Annotated in this window: 20 protein-coding genes and 1 other RNA gene; 9 read left to right on the top strand and 12 right to left on the bottom strand. The window is 65.2% G+C overall.

Features of this window, described 5'->3' with window-relative positions; translation table 11 throughout:
- The first annotated feature begins 32 nt into the window (after positions 1-32).
- The 4 genes from J1M81_RS13300 to pip all read left to right on the top strand — a co-directional run bounded on the left by J1M81_RS13300 (position 33) and on the right by pip (position 4,201).
- On the top strand, positions 33-1,757 hold the full coding sequence (locus J1M81_RS13300) for an NAD+ synthase (RefSeq protein WP_032374377.1): 1,725 nt from the start codon (positions 33-35) through the stop codon (positions 1,755-1,757).
- Between the two features lie 143 nt (positions 1,758-1,900).
- Positions 1,901-2,752 carry a 3-methyl-2-oxobutanoate hydroxymethyltransferase gene (panB, locus tag J1M81_RS13305; protein WP_032368131.1) on the top strand — a complete coding sequence of 284 codons (852 nt, stop codon included), beginning with the start codon at positions 1,901-1,903 and terminating at the stop codon, positions 2,750-2,752.
- A gap of 41 nt (positions 2,753-2,793) precedes the next feature.
- Positions 2,794-3,243, top strand: a complete 450-nt coding sequence (locus J1M81_RS13310) for a hypothetical protein (RefSeq protein ID WP_045841259.1) — start codon at positions 2,794-2,796, stop codon at positions 3,241-3,243.
- Between the two features lies 1 nt (position 3,244).
- Positions 3,245-4,201, top strand: a complete 957-nt coding sequence (gene pip, locus J1M81_RS13315; protein WP_032374378.1) for a prolyl aminopeptidase — start codon at positions 3,245-3,247, stop codon at positions 4,199-4,201.
- Here pip and J1M81_RS13320 read toward each other — a convergent pair.
- The 5 genes from J1M81_RS13320 to J1M81_RS13340 form a co-directional block, all read right to left on the bottom strand.
- The gene (locus J1M81_RS13320; protein ID WP_032374379.1) at positions 4,191-5,636 is read right to left on the bottom strand and encodes an RNB domain-containing ribonuclease; all 1,446 of its coding nucleotides are present in this window, start codon (positions 5,634-5,636) and stop codon (positions 4,191-4,193) included. The genes pip and J1M81_RS13320 overlap by 11 nt on opposite strands.
- A gap of 2 nt (positions 5,637-5,638) precedes the next feature.
- Positions 5,639-5,821: a hypothetical protein gene (locus J1M81_RS13325; RefSeq protein WP_027497419.1), complete on the bottom strand. Its 183-nt coding sequence runs from the start codon at positions 5,819-5,821 to the stop codon at positions 5,639-5,641.
- Between the two features lie 59 nt (positions 5,822-5,880).
- Positions 5,881-6,320, bottom strand: an RNA gene (gene rnpB / locus J1M81_RS13330) — RNase P RNA component class A.
- A gap of 25 nt (positions 6,321-6,345) precedes the next feature.
- Positions 6,346-7,716 carry an MFS transporter gene (locus tag J1M81_RS13335; RefSeq protein ID WP_206498164.1) on the bottom strand — a complete coding sequence of 457 codons (1,371 nt, stop codon included), beginning with the start codon at positions 7,714-7,716 and terminating at the stop codon, positions 6,346-6,348.
- Positions 7,717-7,745: 29 nt separating this feature from the next.
- Entirely contained in the window at positions 7,746-8,324 is a 579-nt protein-coding gene (locus J1M81_RS13340; protein ID WP_241258031.1) for a TetR/AcrR family transcriptional regulator, read from the bottom strand.
- Positions 8,325-8,395: 71 nt separating this feature from the next.
- On the opposite strand from J1M81_RS13340, the gene J1M81_RS13345 reads away from it, so the two are divergent.
- Both J1M81_RS13345 and J1M81_RS13350 read left to right on the top strand, forming a co-directional pair.
- Positions 8,396-8,920: a DUF1697 domain-containing protein gene (locus J1M81_RS13345; protein ID WP_206498166.1), complete on the top strand. Its 525-nt coding sequence runs from the start codon at positions 8,396-8,398 to the stop codon at positions 8,918-8,920.
- On the top strand, positions 8,917-10,167 hold the full coding sequence (locus tag J1M81_RS13350) for an SLC13 family permease (protein WP_206498168.1): 1,251 nt from the start codon (positions 8,917-8,919) through the stop codon (positions 10,165-10,167). The genes J1M81_RS13345 and J1M81_RS13350 overlap by 4 nt, the downstream gene beginning before the upstream one ends.
- Positions 10,168-10,186: 19 nt before the next feature.
- Here the strand turns inward: J1M81_RS13350 and J1M81_RS13355 are convergent, their stop codons facing one another.
- From J1M81_RS13355 to cobC, 4 genes are all read right to left on the bottom strand, one after another.
- Entirely contained in the window at positions 10,187-11,299 is a 1,113-nt protein-coding gene (locus J1M81_RS13355; RefSeq protein WP_241258033.1) for a bifunctional RNase H/acid phosphatase, read from the bottom strand.
- On the bottom strand, positions 11,296-12,033 hold the full coding sequence (locus J1M81_RS13360; RefSeq protein WP_032387854.1) for a zinc ribbon domain-containing protein: 738 nt from the start codon (positions 12,031-12,033) through the stop codon (positions 11,296-11,298). The genes J1M81_RS13355 and J1M81_RS13360 overlap by 4 nt, the downstream gene beginning before the upstream one ends.
- 106 nt (positions 12,034-12,139) lie before the next feature.
- Entirely contained in the window at positions 12,140-13,261 is a 1,122-nt protein-coding gene (locus J1M81_RS13365) for a Nif3-like dinuclear metal center hexameric protein (protein WP_206498171.1), read from the bottom strand.
- Positions 13,262-13,275: 14 nt separating this feature from the next.
- Positions 13,276-14,313 carry an Rv2231c family pyridoxal phosphate-dependent protein CobC gene (gene cobC / locus J1M81_RS13370; RefSeq protein ID WP_206498173.1) on the bottom strand — a complete coding sequence of 346 codons (1,038 nt, stop codon included), beginning with the start codon at positions 14,311-14,313 and terminating at the stop codon, positions 13,276-13,278.
- Between the two features lie 42 nt (positions 14,314-14,355).
- Between cobC and J1M81_RS13375 the strand changes: the two genes are divergently transcribed.
- From J1M81_RS13375 to J1M81_RS13385, 3 genes are read left to right on the top strand one after another with little or no spacing between them, the layout of a single operon-like run.
- The gene (locus J1M81_RS13375) at positions 14,356-15,048 is read left to right on the top strand and encodes an HAD-IA family hydrolase (RefSeq protein WP_206498174.1); all 693 of its coding nucleotides are present in this window, start codon (positions 14,356-14,358) and stop codon (positions 15,046-15,048) included.
- Positions 15,045-15,518 (top strand): low molecular weight protein-tyrosine-phosphatase, encoded by a 474-nt coding sequence (locus tag J1M81_RS13380; protein WP_176457143.1) that lies wholly within the window; start codon positions 15,045-15,047, stop codon positions 15,516-15,518. Before J1M81_RS13375 ends, J1M81_RS13380 begins: the two co-directional genes overlap by 4 nt.
- A gap of 18 nt (positions 15,519-15,536) precedes the next feature.
- A complete protein-coding gene (locus tag J1M81_RS13385; RefSeq protein WP_206498175.1) occupies positions 15,537-16,454 on the top strand; it encodes an SURF1 family protein in 918 nt (305 codons plus the stop codon).
- On the opposite strand, the gene J1M81_RS13390 is transcribed toward J1M81_RS13385, so the two are convergent.
- From J1M81_RS13390 to J1M81_RS13395, 3 genes are all read right to left on the bottom strand, one after another.
- Positions 16,395-17,363 carry a cobalamin biosynthesis protein gene (locus J1M81_RS13390; RefSeq protein WP_206498176.1) on the bottom strand — a complete coding sequence of 323 codons (969 nt, stop codon included), beginning with the start codon at positions 17,361-17,363 and terminating at the stop codon, positions 16,395-16,397. The two genes, J1M81_RS13385 and J1M81_RS13390, sit on opposite strands and share 60 nt — an antisense overlap.
- Positions 17,364-17,410: 47 nt before the next feature.
- Complete coding sequence (locus tag J1M81_RS26650) at positions 17,411-17,536, bottom strand: hypothetical protein (RefSeq protein WP_255032530.1); 126 nt, start codon at positions 17,534-17,536, stop codon at positions 17,411-17,413.
- A gap of 200 nt (positions 17,537-17,736) precedes the next feature.
- On the bottom strand, positions 17,737-18,639 hold the full coding sequence (locus J1M81_RS13395) for a LysR family transcriptional regulator (protein WP_032384613.1): 903 nt from the start codon (positions 18,637-18,639) through the stop codon (positions 17,737-17,739).
- Positions 18,640-18,714 lie beyond the last annotated feature (75 nt).

Below are 18,714 nucleotides of genomic sequence, written 5' to 3' on the forward strand. Positions count from 1 at the left end.
AGGGACGGCCGTCGAGCACTAGCGTCTACACGGTGCAGGCCCTCAGACTCGCCCTCGCCCAGATCAATCCCGTCGTCGGCGATCTCGAAGCGAATGCGGCGGCAATCGTCGATTGGACCGTCCGTGCCGCCCATGACGGTGCCAACGTGGTCGTGTTTCCGGAGATGGCCCTGACCGGGTATCCGGTCGAGGATCTGGCGTTGAATCCGTCGTTCGCCGCGGCATCGGCGCGGGCACTGACGGGGCTGGCGGAGTCCCTGGACCGAGCGGGGTGCGGCGATCGCATCGTCGTGGTCGGGTATCTCGACCGCGATGTCGAGGGCTCGAGAAACAGCGCGGCGGTGATCGTCGACGGCCGGGTCGCAGCTCGGTACGACAAGCATTCATTGCCCACCTACCGGGTGTTCGACGAGGCACGTTATTTCGCGCCCGGCTCCCGTTTGAGCATCGTGACGGTCAACGGCATGCGACTCGGACTCGTTGTGTGCGAGGATATCTGGCAACCCGGTGGATCCGTTGCCGCCTACGCCTCGGCCGGAGTCGATCTACTGCTGTGCCTCAACGCGAGCCCCTTCGAGCAGGGGAAGGACACGATTCGTCACTCTGTCGTCCAGCGCCGAGCCACCGAGATCGGGACCCCCATCGCGTACGTGAACGCGGTCGGCGGTCAGGACGAGCTGGTGTTCGACGGGGGAAGTCTCGTGCTCGGTCCCGACGGCTCGACGTGGGGCCGGGCTCCGCAATTCGTCGAGCACTTGCTGATCGTCGACGTGGATGCCCCCGCGGATCCGGTCGCGGACTCCCCCGCGGTGGCGGGCTGGACGATCGATCGCGTCGCTCTGCCCGACGTCGCGATCAGCGGCTGGCAGCGTACCGAGCCGTCCCTGGCTCAGCCCCTCGGCGCCGAGGAACAGGTGTGGGGCGCGTTGGTGACCGGGCTACGAGATTACGTGCACAAGAACGGCTTTCGTGCGGTCACCCTCGGTCTGTCCGGTGGAATCGATTCGGCGGTCGTCGCCGCCATCGCCGTCGATGCCCTCGGCGCTGACGCGGTGTACGCAGTGTCGATGCCCTCGGAGTTCTCCTCGGAGCATTCGCGCGTCGATGCCGAGGATCTCGCCGCGCGCACCGGCATTCACTTTCGAACCGAACCGATTTCCCAGATGGTCGCCGGCTTCGTCGACCAGCTGCACTTGACCGGCGTGGCCGAGGAGAACGTCCAGGCGAGATGCCGGGGAATCGTGTTGATGGCGCTGTCCAACACCTTCGGCCATCTGGTCCTTGCCACCGGGAACAAGTCCGAACTGGCGGTGGGTTATTCGACGATCTACGGCGACGCGGTCGGCGGCTTCGCACCGATCAAGGACGTGCCCAAGACGCTGGTCTGGGGATTGGCGCGCTGGCGCAACGAGTCCGCGATCGACCGCGGAGACGTCCCGCCGATCCCCGAATCGAGCATCGACAAGCCGCCCTCGGCCGAGCTTCGGCCGGGTCAGCTCGATACCGATTCACTGCCCGACTACGACACCCTCGACGCCATCCTGTTTCGGTACGTCGACCACGATCAGGGCGTCGCAGACATCGTCGCGGCGGGTTTCGACGCGTCCGTCGTGGCGGACATCGTGCGCAAGGTGGACACAGCGGAATACAAGCGGCGGCAGTATCCGATCGGCACCAAGGTCACCTCGCGGGCGTTCGGGCGCGATCGCCGGATGCCGATCACGGTCGGGAGGGGCGCGTACGAGCCCCCGATGTGACGATCAGCTGTTGGCGCGACTGTGACAAATTGCACTCCCTACCAGCATTCCTGCGACGGAAGGGCGGTGGCAGACTGAGCACGTCATCACACCCCATCCCGGGGACCCGCCAGGCGGGCCTCGAGGACCAGAAAGGGACAAAGATGTCCGAAAATGCTGTGTACGGCGGTTCGTCCACCGAATCTCCGGCGACCGCGCTGACCCGCAAGACCCGTACCCACCATCTGCTGCAGATGAAGGCAGAGGGTGAGCGCTGGGGAATGCTGACGGCGTACGACTACTCCAGTGCCCGCATCTTCGAGGAAGCCGGCGTGCCTGTGCTTCTCGTCGGTGACTCCGCGGCCAACGTCGTGTACGGCTACGACACCACCGTGCCGATCACCGTGGACGAGTTGCTTCCTCTCGTACGTGGAGTGGTACGCGGCGCACCGCACGCGCTCGTCGTCGCAGATCTGCCCTTCGGTACCTACGAAGCCTCACCGCAGCAGGCCCTCGAAACCGCTGTTCGTTTCATGAAGGAAGGCCTCGCGGGCGCGGTGAAGCTCGAGGGCGGCGAGCGGGTCGCACCGCAGATCGCCGCCATCACCGCTGCCGGCATCCCCGTCATGGCCCATGTGGGATTCACCCCGCAGAGCGTCAACACCCTCGGCGGATTCCGCGTTCAGGGTCGCGGTGACGCGTCCGAACAACTCGTCGCCGACGCCATCGCCGTACAGGAGGCAGGTGCCTTCGCCGTCGTCATGGAGATGGTCCCCGCCGACATCGCCGGCCAGGTCACCCGCAAGCTCACGATCCCGACGGTCGGCATCGGAGCGGGCAACGAATGCGACGCTCAGGTTCTCGTGTGGCAGGACATGGCCGGATACACCAACGGCAAGACCGCCAAGTTCGTCAAGAAGTTCGCCGACGTGGGCGATTCGCTGCGCACCGCAGCCACCACGTACATGTCCGAGGTGCGCTCGGGAGTCTTCCCCGGACCCGAACACAGCTACTGACCGTCGTCGTCTGATCCCGGTTCGGATGGCACACTCGGGCCATGACAATCAGACGGGGTACGACGTCCATTGCAGGACGAAGCGCAGTCGCACTGGTCGGTGCGGCTGCGCTTCTCGCCGTAGTGGGGGCATGCAGCACCGACACGACCAATACCGGTTCGTCGTCGACCACAACGACCGCTCCGAGCACGACGGTGGCGACGACGACTCCTGCGGGAGCGGCTGTCACCGATGCCCAGAAGCAGCAGCTGTGCACCGATCTCGAAGCGCAGCTGTCGAATTGGCGCGTGCAGGGCCCCACTCTCGGCCGCGGCGGTCTGAACATTCTGGTGCAGACCTGGGCTGCGCAGAGCGGCGTCATCAATCTCCAGGTGGTGCAGAATCGCGCGCTCGTCGACGACATCACGAAGGAAACGTGCTCGGACGTGCGGGACGAGGCCATCCGCTCCCTCGACATCCCGGATCTGGCCTCCGGTCTGGTCGGTTTCTAGGATGCGCACCTTGTACCCGGAGATCGAGCCCGTGCAGACTGGTCACCTCGACGTCGGCGAGGGGCAGCGGATCTACTGGGAGATCTCCGGCAACCCCGACGGCGAACCGGTGGTGTTCGTGCACGGCGGTCCCGGCGGTGCCACCAATCCACTGCAGCGTCGCTACTTCGATCCGCAGGTCTACCGCATCGTGTTGTTCGATCAGCGAGGCTGCGGGCTGTCGACCCCACATATTGCCGACGGGGCAGATCTGTCGGTCAACACCACCGATCGCTTGATCTCCGACATGGAGAAACTCCGCGAGCACCTGAACATCGACACCTGGTTGGTGTTCGGCGGATCCTGGGGCTCCACGTTGTCGCTGGCCTACGCACAGACGCATCGCGAGAGGGTGCGAGGACTCGTGCTCCGAGGAATCTTCCTCGTCCGGCCGTCGGAGATCGACTGGTACTACCGCGGCGGTGCCGGACACATCTTCCCGGACCTGTGGGAGGAGTTTCTCGCCCCCATTCCGGAAGGCGAACGAGACGGGGATCTGGTCGAGGCATATCACCGACAGTTGATGTCCGAGGACGACGCTGCCGCGACCCGGGCCGCGGTGGCGTGGTCGTCGTGGGAGGCAGCGACGAGTTACCTGCTCCCGAAACCCGATGCTGTACAGCATAATTCGGATGCGCGTTTCGCTCGCGCCTTCGCCGGAATCGAGAACCACTATTTCCGCAACGGGTGCTTCCTCGAAGAGAACCAGTTGCTACGCGACGCGCACCTGCTCGACGGTATTCCTGGTGTGATCGTGCAGGGCCGCTACGACGTGGTGTGCCCGGCCACGAGCGCGTGGGCACTGCACAAGGCCTGGCCGAGTGCAGATCTGGTGATCGTCGACGATGCCGGCCATTCTGCGGCCGAGCCGGGCATCGTCCACCACCTGGTCGAGGCGACCGACCGATTCAGGCCGTGACAGACGGATAGTCGAATCGGACTGTGCGCGAGTCGGTGTCGGCCCGAGTCAATCGGACCTTCACCGACTCCCCCGCAGGCGGCTCGCCGTCGCACTTGCCCATGACTATCGGTTCGGACACGAGCACCTCGGCGTCGCGCTTGCCCTCGGCACCGCGCAGCACCACTGCGTCGAACGTATGACCTACGCGATCTTCGAGCACGTGCGCTTCGGTCAGATCGATGCAGGCTCGGTCCACTTTCGATGCTGCAGAATCCGATCCACGCATGATCGCCGGTAGCTCCGGCAGCGCCTGCGCCGCCCACTCGGGGACGGGCACACCGGCGACCACGGCCAGACACACCTCGGTGGCGAACCGATCCGACAGCCGTCGCAACGGGGCCGTCACATGGGCGTACGGCGCTCCGATACCCGAGTGTTCGACGGAATCGTCGGTGCCGGGTGCATCGATGGTCGAGTTCGGGGTCCGACTGTCGAACGCCGAATAGTCCGCTCCCCGAAGCAATCCCGTGGCCTGAGTCATCATCGCCAGAGTCGACGGTTCGTCGGTGGGCAGGCCGGCGAGTACCGCGCCGGCGGACGCGCCGGCGGGCCACTCGATTCCGAGTGCGTTCGCGGTCTTCTTCAGGGTCTCGACGGCCTCGGGCGGTGCGGGCGGAAGCGTGCGTACGATGCCGATTCCGGCGTCGAGCATGATTCTGGCTGCGCACATGCCCGTCAGCAAGGACACCTCGGCGTTCCAGCCGTCCACTGCTGTTCGCGGTTGCAGAACGATTCGCCAACCGTGCCCGTCCGGAACCACTTCCTGCTCGGGGAGCGTGATGTCGATGGCTCCTCGACGCCTCGCTGCCTCCGCCCGTAGGTGTCCGAACTCGGCAAGGGCAGCGATCGACGGGTGCGGTGTGCCGGCGTCGAAGTCGGCTTGCACTCCCGCGTAATCGAGACGCGCGGTCGAACGCACGAGCGCCCGGGTGACGGTCCACGCCGCGGCTTCACCGACGTCGTCGAGTTCGATGGTCCACAGCGCAGCGCAGCGAGTCTGGCCCTCCAACAGGCTTCCCGAGCCCTCCGACAACTCACGCGGGTGCAAGGGAACAGATCCGTCGGGGAGATAGTACGTCTGGCCGCGTCGGCGGGTTTCCACGTCGAGCGCTCCCCCCGGCATCACCAGCGCACCCACGTCGGCGATCGCGTAGTGCACCACCAAGCCGTTGGCCGTCTTCTCGATGTGTACGGCTTGATCGAGGTCCTTCGAGCCGGGTGGGTCGATGGTGACGAAAGGAATGTCGGTGCGGTCGATTCTGCTGTCGGCGTGCAGGTCTCGGGCTTCGATCGCGTCGCGCATCACGTCTGCGTCGAAGACATCGGACAGACCGAACTCGGATCTGATGGACTCGAAATCGAAGTTCGGAGCCCTCAGCCGGGTGAGCAGCACCGTCAGTTGTTCCAGTCGTCGTCGGAGTCGGCGGCCTTGTTGCGGGCGGCTGCGATCTTCAGCGCCTGCTCTGCGGTGGCCTTGTCCGGATACGGACCCATGCGGTCGAGGGCATTGGTCTCCTTGCCCTGCACAACCTGCTTGGTGCTGATGTCGTAGTACCAGGAGCTGTCGTCGTCGGTCATGACTTCCAGTGTGCCCCATACAGCCACGCCGCAGGTGTACCGCGCGAGAAATTGGAGTGCGAACGAGTCGGCCTGTAAGCCGGATCCTGTGCATCGACCCGCTCTCGCGAGATCGAATAGACGACCATCCATCTGGGCACACCGTTGCCGGGTACCTCGAGCAGTCCACCCGCAGGCTCGGGCGAGCAGCCCTCGAGCACCTGCGCAGCTGCACCCCTTGCGCGGTGCAGCCTTCGACCTTGCTCCGGGCGGGGTTTACCTAGCCACCCCAGTCACCTGGGATGCTGGTGCGCTCTTACCGCACCGTTTCACCCTGACCTGCGTTTCGTTTCCGAAGAACCGAACCGCAGGCGGTCTGTTTTCTGTGGCACTGTCCCGCGAGTCACCTCGGGTTGCCGTTAACAACCGCCCTGCTCTGTGGAGTCCGGACTTTCCTCGGCCCGAAGCGGAACGGAACCTGTCCGTCGGTACTTCGAGCCGCAGCCGTCCAGCCAACTCGTTCGCGATTGCGTACTCTACCCGCCTCACGTCGGATGCCCGGCGATTGCCCGGCCATGAAGAACAGAGGCACTCACGATGGCCGCGGCAGCGGTGACGACCACCCCCACCCAGGCGGCGGACGTGTAGGCATCCTCTCCGGGGAAGGTGGAGCCCGGACTCGTTCCGGCGGCGAGTACCAGACCACCGACCGCGCTTCCGAAAGAGAATCCGACACTGCGCACCACCTGGTTGATACTCATGACGCTCGAGGTCTCCGCGGAGGGCACCACCGGCAGCACGACGGCCGGCAGCACGGCCGAAAAGCTTCCGACTCCGAAACCCAGAATCGCCATCACCGCACAGAGTTCAACGACGCCGGCGCGGGTACCGGCGAACAAGGCGAGAGCCACCAGAACGATCAGTGCGCTGACCGTCAGCGCGCTGGCTGCCCCCACCCGAGGCAGCGCTCTGGGTACCAGCTTGCCGGCGAGAAATCCGAACACCGAGAACGGAACCAGGACGAGGCCCGCCGCGAACACGTCGAGGCCGAAACCGTATCCGGCACCGGAAGGCGTCTGCGCGTAGCGCGTAGCGAGGGTCAGCAGCAGATACATTCCGATGCCGCCGAGAAACATTGCGCCGTTCGCTCCGACCACGGCCCTGTGACGAAACAACCGAAGATCGACGAGCGGCGCCGAGCTTCTCAGTTCGACGCGTACCCATATGCCCGCAGCGACGACCGCGATTGCAGCCAGCACCCCCGCCGTCCAAGGGCGGCTACTCCACAGCGCGGTCTCACTGATGAGAACGAGCACCAGGGTGAGAGGGAGCGCCAGCAGCACCGCACCCGGAACGTCGATCCGGGTCGCACGCTTGCGCGTCGAGGCAGGAACAACTCGCAGAGCAACGGCAAACGCCATGACCGTCATCGCAGCACCGAATCCGTAGGCGAGCCGGAGACCGCCGTGCTCGGCCAGAAACCCCGACAATGGATAGCCCACACCGACACCCGCAGTAGACGCGACCGACAACAAAGCGATGGTCGATCCGGACCGCTTGTCGGACAGATGATCTCGCACCACACCCATCAGCATCGAAGCCAGGGCCAGTCCCACTCCCTGGGCTGCGCGGCCGAGGAGCAGCCAGGAGAAGGACAGCGGCAGTGCGGTCAGAATGCCTCCGGCCGAGACGACGCCCAGTGTCCCGAGTATTGCTGCCCGTCGATGCGGACCCGATCCGAGGCGGCCCAGAACCGGTGTCGTGACGGCACCGGTCAACAAAGCCAACGTCAACGTCCATTGCGCACTGGAGAGGGAGACGTCGAAAGTGGTTGCGACGCTGGTGATCAGCGGGGCACCGAGGCTACCGACAGCGGCGACGACGACTCCGACGAACAACAGAGAAGGCACGAACATTCGTGATTCGTCGTGCTCGGAGCCGGAGATCAACGGTTCGTCTCGCTCGTGATGTGGTCGAACAATCCGGCGTGGATACGAGTGCCCACTCCGTTCGCCCAGGGTTGGTCGACGTCATGAATCTGCAGGGCCGCGCCACTGTTGAGCAGCATGCCGAACGCCAGAAACGCTTTGACGGTCACGGCGTCGAGACCGGTGACCTCTACGACGGTGTTCCACATCCGGCCGAACGCCTCTCGAACGGCGTCGCGCACCTCTTTGTCGCCACACGCGGCGAGGCCCTGCAGCTGCAGCAGGAGTGAGGTTCGATCCTCGAGCATGGCGTAATAGCACTCCCCCATCGAGGCCAAGGCTTGCTGACCGGTGGCAGTACCTGCGGCCTCGCGCATCCCATCCGCCACACGGTCGAACGACGCGACCACCAGCTCGGAGAAGAGTGCCTTCTTGGTTCCGAATATTCGAAAGATGTAAGCCTGGGTGATCCCTGCTTCGCGGGCGATCCTGTCGGTCGAACCGCCGTGCAGTCCGGACGCTGCAAATTCGTCTGCCGCTATCCGCAGTATTTGCTGCCGTCGTTCCGGGCCTGTCATCCGTCCTCTCTGCGCCATGCCGCCAAGTTACTGGTTACTAACTACTGACTTCAATGGTTGTTCTTGTGCGCTTCACTACAGTTCCTTCCATGAGTGAATGGGTTGCGCTGCTGCGCGGCATCAACGTCGGCGGCATCAACATCAAGATGGTCGACCTCCGCGCAGCTCTGGCCTCGGCCGGCTTCACGAATGTCCGCACGATTCTGGCGACCGGCAACGTACTGCTGCAGTCTCCGCTGGCGGCCGCCGCCCTGAAAGCACAGGTGGAGAGCACGCTCGCCGAGGCGTTCGGCTACCGAGCCTGGGTTGTCGTACTCGACGTCCCGACACTGAGGGCGATAGTGGAGTCCTACCCGTTCGACGCCGAACGGGAGGGCTGGCATCCTTATGTGGTGTTCGGTAACGACGATAGCCATTTGACCGAATTGTCCGCTCTTGCAGTGGAACTCGACCCCGATCTCGAGAGGATTGCCGAGGGGAACAGCGTGCTCTACTGGGAGGTGCGCAAGGGCAACACCACCGACAGTACGTTCGGAAAAGCCACGGCGAAGGCGAAGTACAAGGCCACGACCACCACGCGGAACGTCCGCACTCTCGTGAAGATTCTCGCGTGACCGTTCTCGCTGCGGCATTGGTCGCCGCCGTTCTCGTCTTCGCCATCGTTCGCCCGCGCGGTCTTCCGGAGATCGTTGCTGCACTTCCAGCGGCCGCAGTTGTTCTTCTCGTCGGCCTCGTCAGCCTCGACGCCGCCCGTGAGCAGGTACTCGAACTCGCACCCACCGTCGTCTTTCTGGCTTTCATCCTGATCCTGGCGCATCTGTCGGATGCCCTCGGTGTGTTCACCTGGATCGCTGCGAAGCTACGCCGCGGATCCAAGGGCAGCCCCCGCAGACTGCTGACCCTCGTGTTCGCCGCTGCCGCGGCCACCACAGCCGTACTGAGCCTCGACGCCACCGTGGTTCTGCTGACACCGGCCATCATCGGTGCCGCTCGGATCCTGGGGATGTCGCCACGTCCACACAGTTACGCCACTGCGCACCTGTCCAATTCGGCGTCGACCTTGCTGCCGGTGTCGAATCTGACCAACCTGCTGGCCTTCGCTGCGACGGGCCTGACCTTCCTGCACTTCACCGCACTGATGGCACTGCCGTGGATTTTCGCGGTCGCCATCGAACTGGCGGTGTTCCTGATCTTCTTCCGCGAGGATCTGACCCGCACTGCGACACCGACGGACTCCGCGACCGAACACAGGATTGACGACGTCCCAGCACCGCGCAGCACGCTCGCCATCCTGGGCGCGACCCTCGTCGGATTTGCCGTCGCGGGACTGTTCGATATCGAACCGTTCTGGGTGGCTGCCGTGGGGTCGATTGCGCTCGCGATCCCGGCACTTCGAGCTCGCCACACCACGCCTCGCGCGATCCTGCGCGGTGCCGATCTGCCCTTCTGTGGCTTCGTCTTCCTTCTCGGCATCGTCGTGCTCGGCGTGACGACGGGCCCGATCGGCGACTGGCTGGCGCGAATTCTGCCGTCCGACACCACCTTCGCGTCCCTGTTGGCAGCCGCAGCCATCGCGGCGGTGGCGTCGAACATCGTCAACAACCTGCCCGCAACGTTGCTGCTCCTAGCGGCCTTCGGCGCGGACGCTCCCCCTGCGTTGTTGCTGGCCATGGTGATCGGGGTCAACCTCGGCCCCAACCTCACCTACGTCGGTTCACTGGCGATCATGCTGTGGCGACGCGTCGCGTCGGCCAACGACGAGCCGGCAGACCTGCGCACATTCACCGTGCTCGGTGTCATCACGACCCCGTTGACCATCGTCGGAGCAGTGGCGGGCCTGTGGCTGGCGCTGCAGATCTGAGACCCGCACCTCCGCAGGATCAGGTCAGGTGAGACGTGTCGTTGACCAATTTCACCGATGCCCCGCCGTCGGGGTAGAACTCCGCGATGCTCAGCGACGCGAGGTCCAGATGCATTCGGTAGAGCAGTGACGGTCCGACGTCCAGTGCCAGTTGCAGCAGTGTTTTGATCGGCGTCACGTGTGTCACGACGACGATCGTCTTGCCCGCATAGTCTTCGATCAATCGGTCGCGGGCCGATTCGATTCGAGTGCGCACTGCGTCGAAACTCTCACCGTTGGGCGGGGCCACCGAGGTGTCACCCAGCCAGGCCCGATGTTGTTCGGGATAGCGGTCTTTCGCCTCCGCGAAGGTCAGACCTTCCCAGTCGCCGAAGTCCGTTTCGGTCAGATCGTCGACGGTGGTCACGTCGAGTCCGAGTGCACCGGCCGCGGCGTCGGCGGTCTGTCGGGCGCGGCCGAGGGGGGACGAGACGATCGCTGCGATGTCGTCGTGTCCGCCGAGCCGTGCCGCTGCAGCGGTGGCCTGTCGAACCCCCAGCTCGGTCAGTTCCGGATTTCCGCGGCCGGAATATCGCCGGTCGACCGACAGCGCGGTCTGGCCGTGGCGCAACAACAACATTCGGGTGGGGTCGCCCACTGCACCGGTCCACCCGGGGGCCGCCGCGGGCTGCTTCGCGGCCGGTTCGGAATCGGGCAGATCAGGGAGGTCGATTCCCTTGGCTGCGGCGTCCATCGCCTCGTTCGCCAGACCGTCGGCGTGTGAGTTCTGCTCCCGCGGAATCCATTGGAAGGTGACGTGATCGAACGTCCGAACAAGCTCTGCCGCTCGGCGATTGAGCGGAATCATGTCGGGATGCTTGACCTTCCAGCGTCCCGACATCTGTTCGACGACGAGTTTGGAGTCCATCCGAACGTCGACCTCACGGGCACCCACGTCCGCGGCCGCCGTCAACGCAGCGATGAGGCCCCTGTACTCGGCCACGTTGTTCGTTGCGATTCCCAGCGCCTCCCGGCGTTCGGCCAACACCTCGCTGCGATCTGCCGAGAACACCACGGCTCCGTATCCGGCGGGACCCGGGTTGCCGCGGGAGCCGCCGTCGGCTTCGACGACGACCCGTTGCGCGGCACTCAAATTCCGGACTCCTTGGTGCGCACCAGGATTGCGTTGCATTCCGAGCAACGAACCAGAGCATCGGCAGGCTTGTTGGCAATGCTCGCAATTTCGTTGCGATCGAGCTCGATTCGGCATGCGCCGCATCGGCGGGCCTGCAGCAACGCTGCGCCTCGACCGGTCAGTGCGCGCTGCTTCTCGTACAGAGCCAGCAGATCGGCCGGCATACCCGAGATCAATGCCTCGCGACGCTCGGCGCTCCGCTTCTCGGCGACGTCCAGGTCTGCGACAGCGTCGTCGCGGCGACGACCGGCGTCGACCATTTCGTCCTCGATCTGCGTCAGCTGCGCCCCGGCGTGTTCGTAGTCGCGCTCGCTGGCCTCGCGCTGTTCCATGACTTCGAGCAGTTCTTCCTCGAGGATGCTCTGCCGCCGTTCGAGACTGCCGAGCTCGTGCTGCAGCTCGGTCATCTGCTTGGGCGCAACCGTGCCGCTCTCGAGCATCTTCTTGTCGCGCGCCTCGCGCTGGCGAACGGCATCGACTTCGCCCTCGAGCTTGCGGATGTCGCGATCGAGGTCGTCCATCGAGATCTGCACCGTGACGGCAGCATCCTTGCGGGTGATGCGCTCGGCCTCGAGTTTGTCGACCTCCTGCTGCTCGGGGAGGGTCTTTCGGCGATGGGCGATCTGCGAGAGTTCGGTATCCACACCGGCCAATTCGAGTAGCGAGGCCTGGACTTTGGGATCGACGTTCACGCTTGATGACTCCTGCGACTATGGAAGTTGATTCCGATTACCCTACCGGCTGCGCAGAACGTACCGAGCCGGATCCGTCCACTCCCCCGGTCGCGGGGTTCGTCGGTCACAACGTCCACGGGTCGGTACGGACATCGCTGACCCTGCTGCTCCAGCCGTCCGTATCGCCGAATTCGGCGTCCACGATGCCCCTCGCCTGAGCACACCACGGGAACTCCGAGGCCCAGTGGGCCGTGTCGATCACCGCGGGCCCACCCGCCCTCAGGTGCTCGTCGACGGGATGATGCCTGAGATCGGACGTGACATAGACGTCGGCGTCGGTCCGCGCGACGGTTGCGAGGAACGAGTCCCCTGCTCCCCCGCACAGGGCGACGATCGACACCGTGGCGTCCGGATCGCCTGCCGCTCGCACTCCCCAGCTGGTGGCCGGCAGAGCGGCTCGGACGACATCGGTGAACTCGGCGAGGGTCATCGGATCAGGCAACCGTCCGATCCGCCCCAGACCGGTGCACGACGGTAGGGCCGCGGATTCGAAGACATCGAACGCGGGCTCCTCGTACGGATGCGCGCGCCTGAGCGCGGCCTGCATCCGGGCGCGGTCGGCCCGGGATGCAACCACCTCAATTCGGTCCTCGGTCACGGTGTGGACTTCGCCGACGACACCGAGCGTCGGATGAGCACCGGGCTGCGGCCGGAACTGGCCGAGCCCCTCGGTGTGCCAGCTCGCTTCGCTGTAGTCGCCGATCTCACCGGCTCCGGCGTCGAACAGCGCTTGGCGCACCGCCGCAGTATCGGCGGACGGCACGAATACGACCCATTTGTCGTGCGCCGGAGCAGGAATGGGATCGAGTGGCCTGGTGTCGATCACACCGAGGGCCGACGCGAGTGCGTCGGAGACACCGGGATCGGCCGAGTCGGCGTTGGTATGGGCGGTGAACAGCGCGCAGTCGGCCTTGATAAGGCGGTGGATCACCGAGCCTTTGGCGGTGTCGGCCGCAACCGAATCGACTCCTTTGAGCAGCAGAGGGTGATGGGCGACGATGAGGTCGGCGCCCCAGGAAATGGCCTCGTCCACGACGGCCGGGGTGACGTCGACGGCGTAGAGCACCTGTCGCACAATGGAATCCGGATCTCCGCATACCAATCCCACCGAGTCCCAGCTCTCGGCCAATCGAGGCGGGTATGCCTTGTCGAGAACCTCGATGACGTTCGCCAGAGTCACTGCCATGTCGATTGCTCTCCTCACAGAACGGTGTTCAACGCATGCACCAGTATGTCGACGTGTGCCGGGTCCCGTACGGCGACGCGTAGGTAGTTGCGATCCAGTCCGGGAAACGTGTCGCCGCGCCGAACCGCAATTCCCTTCGTGCGCAAACGTTCTCGGATCCGGTCGGCGTCATCGACCCGCGCCAGAAGAAACGGCGCTCGCGCCGGCCCGGCAATGTCGAGACCGAATGCGGTCAGTCTCGCGATCATGGCGTCACGTTCGGCGTCGATACGCAGCGCTTCGGCTCGGGCCTGCTCGACCGCGAACGGCTCGGTACAGGCACGGATTGCTTCGAGTTGCAGAGTGCCCAGGGGCCAGTGCGCACGGCCCCGCTGCATTCGTTCGAGTACGTCGGGATGGGCCAGGGCGTAGCCGCACCGCAACCCCGCCAATGCCCACGTCTTCGTCAGGCTCCGGAGTACCAGCACGTCCGCGACGCTGTCCGAGGAGACCGATTCTTCTGCTCCCGTCACTGCGTCGGCGAATGCTTCGTCGACCACGACGATACGGCCGGGCCTACGCAGACCGAGCACTTCCTCGCGGGGATGCAGCACCGACGTCGGATTGGTGGGATTGCCGACGATCACCATGTCGGCGGCCTCGGGCACCAGGCCCAGATCTAGAAGAAACGGCGGCGGGAGTAACACCCGATGCACGGGAATGCCGGCCTGCTCGAGCACCCAGTCGGGCTCGGTGAACGACGGGTGCACGGTTGCCACGAGGGCCGGCTCGAGCCGTGGCAGCATCGCGAATCCTTCGGCTCCGCCACCGAGCAGCAGTACCTCGTCCGGCGAGCGCCCGTGGTGTGCGGCGACCTGCTCCCGAGCCGCCCGCTCGGCTGCCCCCGATGGATACGAACCGAGCGAGTTCAGGGCTGCAGCGAGCCGATCACGAAGCCACGGGGGCGGTCCGTCACCGCGCACGTTGACGGCGAAGTCGACGAGGCCTGAGCCGACCTCGAGATCCCCATGATGACGGAGAAGTGCATCGGGGCCGGGCGCTGTATCGGACATCGCGACGAGCCTAGCCGTCATGTGCACCGATAGGCTCAAGCCATGTCTGCCGCTCTGCCCGCATCCGTTGTCCTGTTCGATCTCGACGGAACGTTGACCGATTCCGCACCGGGAATTCACGCAGGATTTCGCCACGCGCTGGCCTCGGTCGGCGCTCCCGAACCGACCGAACAGCAACTCTCTCTCGTCGTCGGTCCACCGCTGATCGACACGCTGCGCTCGATGGGCCTGGACGAGGAGGCAGCTCAGCGCGCGCTCGCCGCCTATTTCGACCGCTACGACGAGCGGGGTTGGGCCGAGAACACCGCCTTCGACGGCATCGAGACAGTGCTGACGCGATTGCAGGATCGCGGTGTTCGGCTGGGCGTGGCGACGTCCAAGTCGGAGCGCTTCGCCGTCCGGATTCTCGACCACTTCGGCTTGTCCCGGTACTTCGACTTCATCGGCGGTGCCAGCAACGACGGGTCGCGGCGAGCGAAGTCCGACGTCATCGCGCACTCGCTGACCAATCTCGGCATCGATCCCGTGGAATCCTCGGACGGCGGCACCGCAGGGGTGATCATGATCGGCGACCGCGATCACGATGTGCACGGCGCGGCTCGGTTCGGAATTCCGGCGGTCTACGTGGAATGGGGCTACGGCATCGACGGCGAGAGCGACGACGCCGCGTTCACCGCGTCGGACATAGACGAACTGGCCGCCGTGCTCGAGCAGAACACGCAGGCGTCACGATGAGCGAGCCACTGCACGTGACGTTCGTGTGCACCGGAAACATCTGTCGATCACCGATGGCCGAGAAGGTGTTCGCCGCGCACCTGAGCGAGGCGGGCCTGAGTGATGCAGTCCGCGTATCGAGCGCGGGAATCGACGGGTGGCATGTCGGCGACGGCGCAGACCCCCGAACGGTCGCAGAACTCGATGCGCACGGCTACGAGAGCGAGCACGAAGCGAACCAGGTGGGACCGGACCACCTCGCTGCCGATCTGATCGTTGCTCTCGACACCGGCCACGCTCGATCTCTACTGCAGTTGGGTGCACCGGCCGATCGGGTGCAGCTGCTGCGTTCGTTCGATCCCGACGCCGACGATGCGTCGGTCGCAGATCCCTACTACTCGTCGGATTCTGCGTTCACCGAGGTGCGAGAACAGATCGAGGATGCCGTGCCCGGCTTGATCGATTGGGCGCGGTCTCGGCTGACTGCCTGACCCGGCTACCGTGGTGGGGTGGAGAAGTTACGGTTCTTGCTGCGTCCGAAGTGGTTGGTGCTGGCCGCCGTCGCGCTGGCGTTCGCATTCTTGTGCTTCAGCGTGCTCGCTCCGTGGCAGCTGGGCAAGAACACCTCGACTTCAGCGCGCAACGACTTGATCACCCGATCGGTCGGGGCAGTTCCGGTGCCGATCACCGACGTTCTGACCGCGAACGGTTTCGCGGCCGACGACGAATGGCGGCGGGTGATCGCGCAGGGCAGTTACGTGGAGAATTCCGACGCCCTGGTGCGGCTGCGCAGCATTCGTGAGCAGCCCGCGTACGAGGTCATCACTCCGTTCGTCATCGACGGTGGCCCTACTGTTCTCGTCAACCGCGGATACGTGCTCCCGGTGGAGGGAACGCGACCGCCCGAGTTCGCAGCAGCCCCAACCGGCCCGGTCACTCTCGATGCCCGCGTTCGTCAGGCCGAAGGAACATCACGTGAGCCGATCCAGGAGGACGGCCGCCTGCAGGTGTACAACATCAACCCGGAGCAGATCGGCGCAGCGGTCGGTGTCGACGCGATCGACGGGTACCTGCAGCTCGACGACGGTCAGCCCGGTGGCCTCGGCCTCATCGAGCTCCCGCAGACCGACGCGGGCCCCTATCTGTCCTACGGGCTGCAGTGGCTGGCGTTCGGCATCATGGCACCGTTGGGTCTTGCGTATTTCGTCCGCGCCGAGCTGCGGGAGCGACGCATGTCTAGAACCGAGATGGCCGACGCGATGTCCGATGAGTCCGACCCCACGTCCGACGACGATTCCGCGTCGGACGACGAGGAAGAATTCACTCTTCCGACCCGGCGCGAGAAGCGGGCCAGGGCCCGCGCGGCATCACAGGCGAGAACGCCGACGGATCCTCGCCTGGCGGATCGATATGGCAAGAACCGCTGACGCAGCCGTCGCGATCTCTTGCACCCGCGTCGACAGGACGACTGCTCGCCGAAGGTCCCGTGCCGTGGGCGCTCGCCCGTCGCCGAGTGTCGGCCTGATCTCCACGCCGTGCCGGTACTGGGTGCGCCCGCCGAGTTGTAGTCCGAGCGCTCCCGCCGACGCGGCTTCGGGCACCCCGGCATTGGGGCTGGGATGACGGGACGCGTCGCGTCGCCACACCCGTAGCGCGTGTGCAGCAGAACCCTGCACCAGCGGTGCCGCGAGAACGGTCGCCGCACCCGTGACTCGTGCCGGCACCAGGTTCAGCGCGTCGTCGAGGCGTGCGGCGGCCCATCCGAACCGTAGGTATTTCGGAGACCGGTATCCCACCATTGCATCGAGTGTGTTGCTGGCTCGGTACGCCAGGATTCCCGGTACGCCGGCCAGGGCTCCCCACACCACGACACCGACTGTTGCGTCGGATGTGTTCTCGGCGATGGATTCGAGTGCCGCGCGTGCCAGCCCGTCGGAGTCGAGGAATGCCGGGTCACGTCCGCACAGTGACGGGAGCAATGCGCGTGCGCCGGGCAGGTCGTCTCGGTCGAGGTGATCGGCCATCGAGCGACCTACTACCGACAGCGATGATCCGCCCAGCGCGGCCCACGTCGCGGTAGCCACCAGAGCGGCCTCGGCCGGTGGGCCGAGACGCCACACTGCTCGCGTGGACGCGATTCCGAGTGCGGTGACGCCCCCGACCAGTACGGCGGTATGGATGACACCCGCAATCCTGTTGTCGCGGTAGAGCCGAGCCTCGACGCGAAGGGCAGCCGTTCCGAATCCTGCTACCGGATGCCAGCGCTGTGGGTCTGTGAACACTCGATCCAGGACGTAACCGACCAGCAATCCGATCGCTCGGGGGTGTGTCCACATCGCACGAATCTATCCACCGGCCATCCGGTGTGCGGAATCGGTACGGGTCAGGCCCAGCGCCGGTTGTACGCGCCGGAGAGCTGACGGCTCCTGAAGTCGATGTCGCTTCCGTCGTTGAGCAAGGCGATGGCCATACCGACGAAACCGATTGCTGCTACTACGAACATGGTCATGATTCCCCCAAGAATCGTTGTGGGCCTGCCGCGGCGGTGCCGTGGCCGACGTGTTCCGTAACAGATTGTCACCCGCCGGTAGGGCGATTCCCACTGCTTTGAGGTCGGCGTCACGTGTGTCTGTCGTCACGAGACGCCGGACACATAGAACGTCCAAAATTCAACGGCCACCGCCGATCTCGTGCATTTAGTGACCGCGACTATCGACCGACGGGCACCGCATGCATGTGCGGCTCCTCGGCCACGACCGAGCCGATGAAATCGTCCACCACCTTCACCCGCGCCAACCCCGTCAGCTCCCGCGGAATCACCGTCCAGTAGGTGCGTTCGACCGAGACGAGGCCCGGCAACACCGGAATCAACGTGTCGTCCGGTTCGCCGATGTAGCTGGGCAACGGCGCAATTCCCACGCCGGACCGCGCCGCGATCCACTGGCCGGTGATGTTGTTGGTCTGAATCTGCGCCCGACCGTCGGGCAGAATCGAATCCAGGATGCGCAACGGCGCAACGTCGAGCAGCGCATCCACGTAGGAGATCAGGGTGTGCCCACGCAAACCGTCGACCGAGTCGATCGTCGGCTGCGCAGCCAAATATCGCTCGGCGGCATAGAGCGCCAGGGTGTAGGTCGCCAGTTGCCGGGCCACCACCAACCTGGGCGACGGCCGTTCCAACGTGATGGCAATGTCGAATTCCCTGGTGGCCAACGAGTTGTGCTCGGTGGCGGTGACGAGTTCGATATCCAGATCGGGGTGCTTGTCACGAAGCGCACCCAGCTTCGGCGTCAGAACGAAGGCACCGAATCCGTCCGGGGCAGCGATGCGTACCGTCCCTCGCAGCGATCCGGTATCGGATGTCTGATCTTCGAAGGCGGCGATCAGCGTGGACTCGACGGTTTCGGCGTACCCGACCAGCCTTCGCCCCGCCTCGGTCAATCGCCATCCCGTCGGGGTTCGGTCGAAAAGACGTTGCCCTGCGGACTTTTCGAGTGCCGTGATGCGTCGACCGACCGTGGTGTGGTCCACGCCGAGCGTTCGAGACGCATCGGTCAGACGTCCCGTTCTCGACACTTCGAGGAAATAACGAAGGTGGTCTGGGTTGAACACTCGCCCAGCCTATCCCCCTGTGCATTTATGCACGGCAATCTGCGATTTTGGCCTTTGACATGTGCATCTATTCGA

This window comes from Rhodococcus sp. KRD175 (assembly GCF_017168275.1).
Classification (GTDB): domain Bacteria; phylum Actinomycetota; class Actinomycetes; order Mycobacteriales; family Mycobacteriaceae; genus Rhodococcoides; species Rhodococcoides fascians.

Excerpts from the sequence above, each read along its gene's own strand:
- J1M81_RS26650 (WP_255032530.1), bottom strand. The coding sequence starts at position 17,536 with ATGACCATGTTCGTAGTAGCAGCAATCGGTTTCGTCGGTATGGCCATC.
- pip (WP_032374378.1), top strand. The coding sequence starts at position 3,245 with ATGCGCACCTTGTACCCGGAGATCGAGCCCGTGCAGACTGGTCACCTC.
- J1M81_RS13390 (WP_206498176.1), bottom strand. The coding sequence starts at position 17,363 with ATGTGGACACACCCCCGAGCGATCGGATTGCTGGTCGGTTACGTCCTG.
- J1M81_RS13365 (WP_206498171.1), bottom strand. The coding sequence starts at position 13,261 with ATGGCAGTGACTCTGGCGAACGTCATCGAGGTTCTCGACAAGGCATAC.
- J1M81_RS13380 (WP_176457143.1), top strand. The coding sequence starts at position 15,045 with ATGAGCGAGCCACTGCACGTGACGTTCGTGTGCACCGGAAACATCTGT.
- J1M81_RS13345 (WP_206498166.1), top strand. The coding sequence starts at position 8,396 with ATGAGTGAATGGGTTGCGCTGCTGCGCGGCATCAACGTCGGCGGCATC.
- panB (WP_032368131.1), top strand. The coding sequence starts at position 1,901 with ATGTCCGAAAATGCTGTGTACGGCGGTTCGTCCACCGAATCTCCGGCG.
- J1M81_RS13310 (WP_045841259.1), top strand. The coding sequence starts at position 2,794 with ATGACAATCAGACGGGGTACGACGTCCATTGCAGGACGAAGCGCAGTC.
- J1M81_RS13335 (WP_206498164.1), bottom strand. The coding sequence starts at position 7,716 with ATGTTCGTGCCTTCTCTGTTGTTCGTCGGAGTCGTCGTCGCCGCTGTC.
- cobC (WP_206498173.1), bottom strand. The coding sequence starts at position 14,313 with ATGTCCGATACAGCGCCCGGCCCCGATGCACTTCTCCGTCATCATGGG.
- J1M81_RS13325 (WP_027497419.1), bottom strand. The coding sequence starts at position 5,821 with ATGACCGACGACGACAGCTCCTGGTACTACGACATCAGCACCAAGCAG.
- J1M81_RS13375 (WP_206498174.1), top strand. The coding sequence starts at position 14,356 with ATGTCTGCCGCTCTGCCCGCATCCGTTGTCCTGTTCGATCTCGACGGA.
- J1M81_RS13340 (WP_241258031.1), bottom strand. The coding sequence starts at position 8,324 with ATGGCGCAGAGAGGACGGATGACAGGCCCGGAACGACGGCAGCAAATA.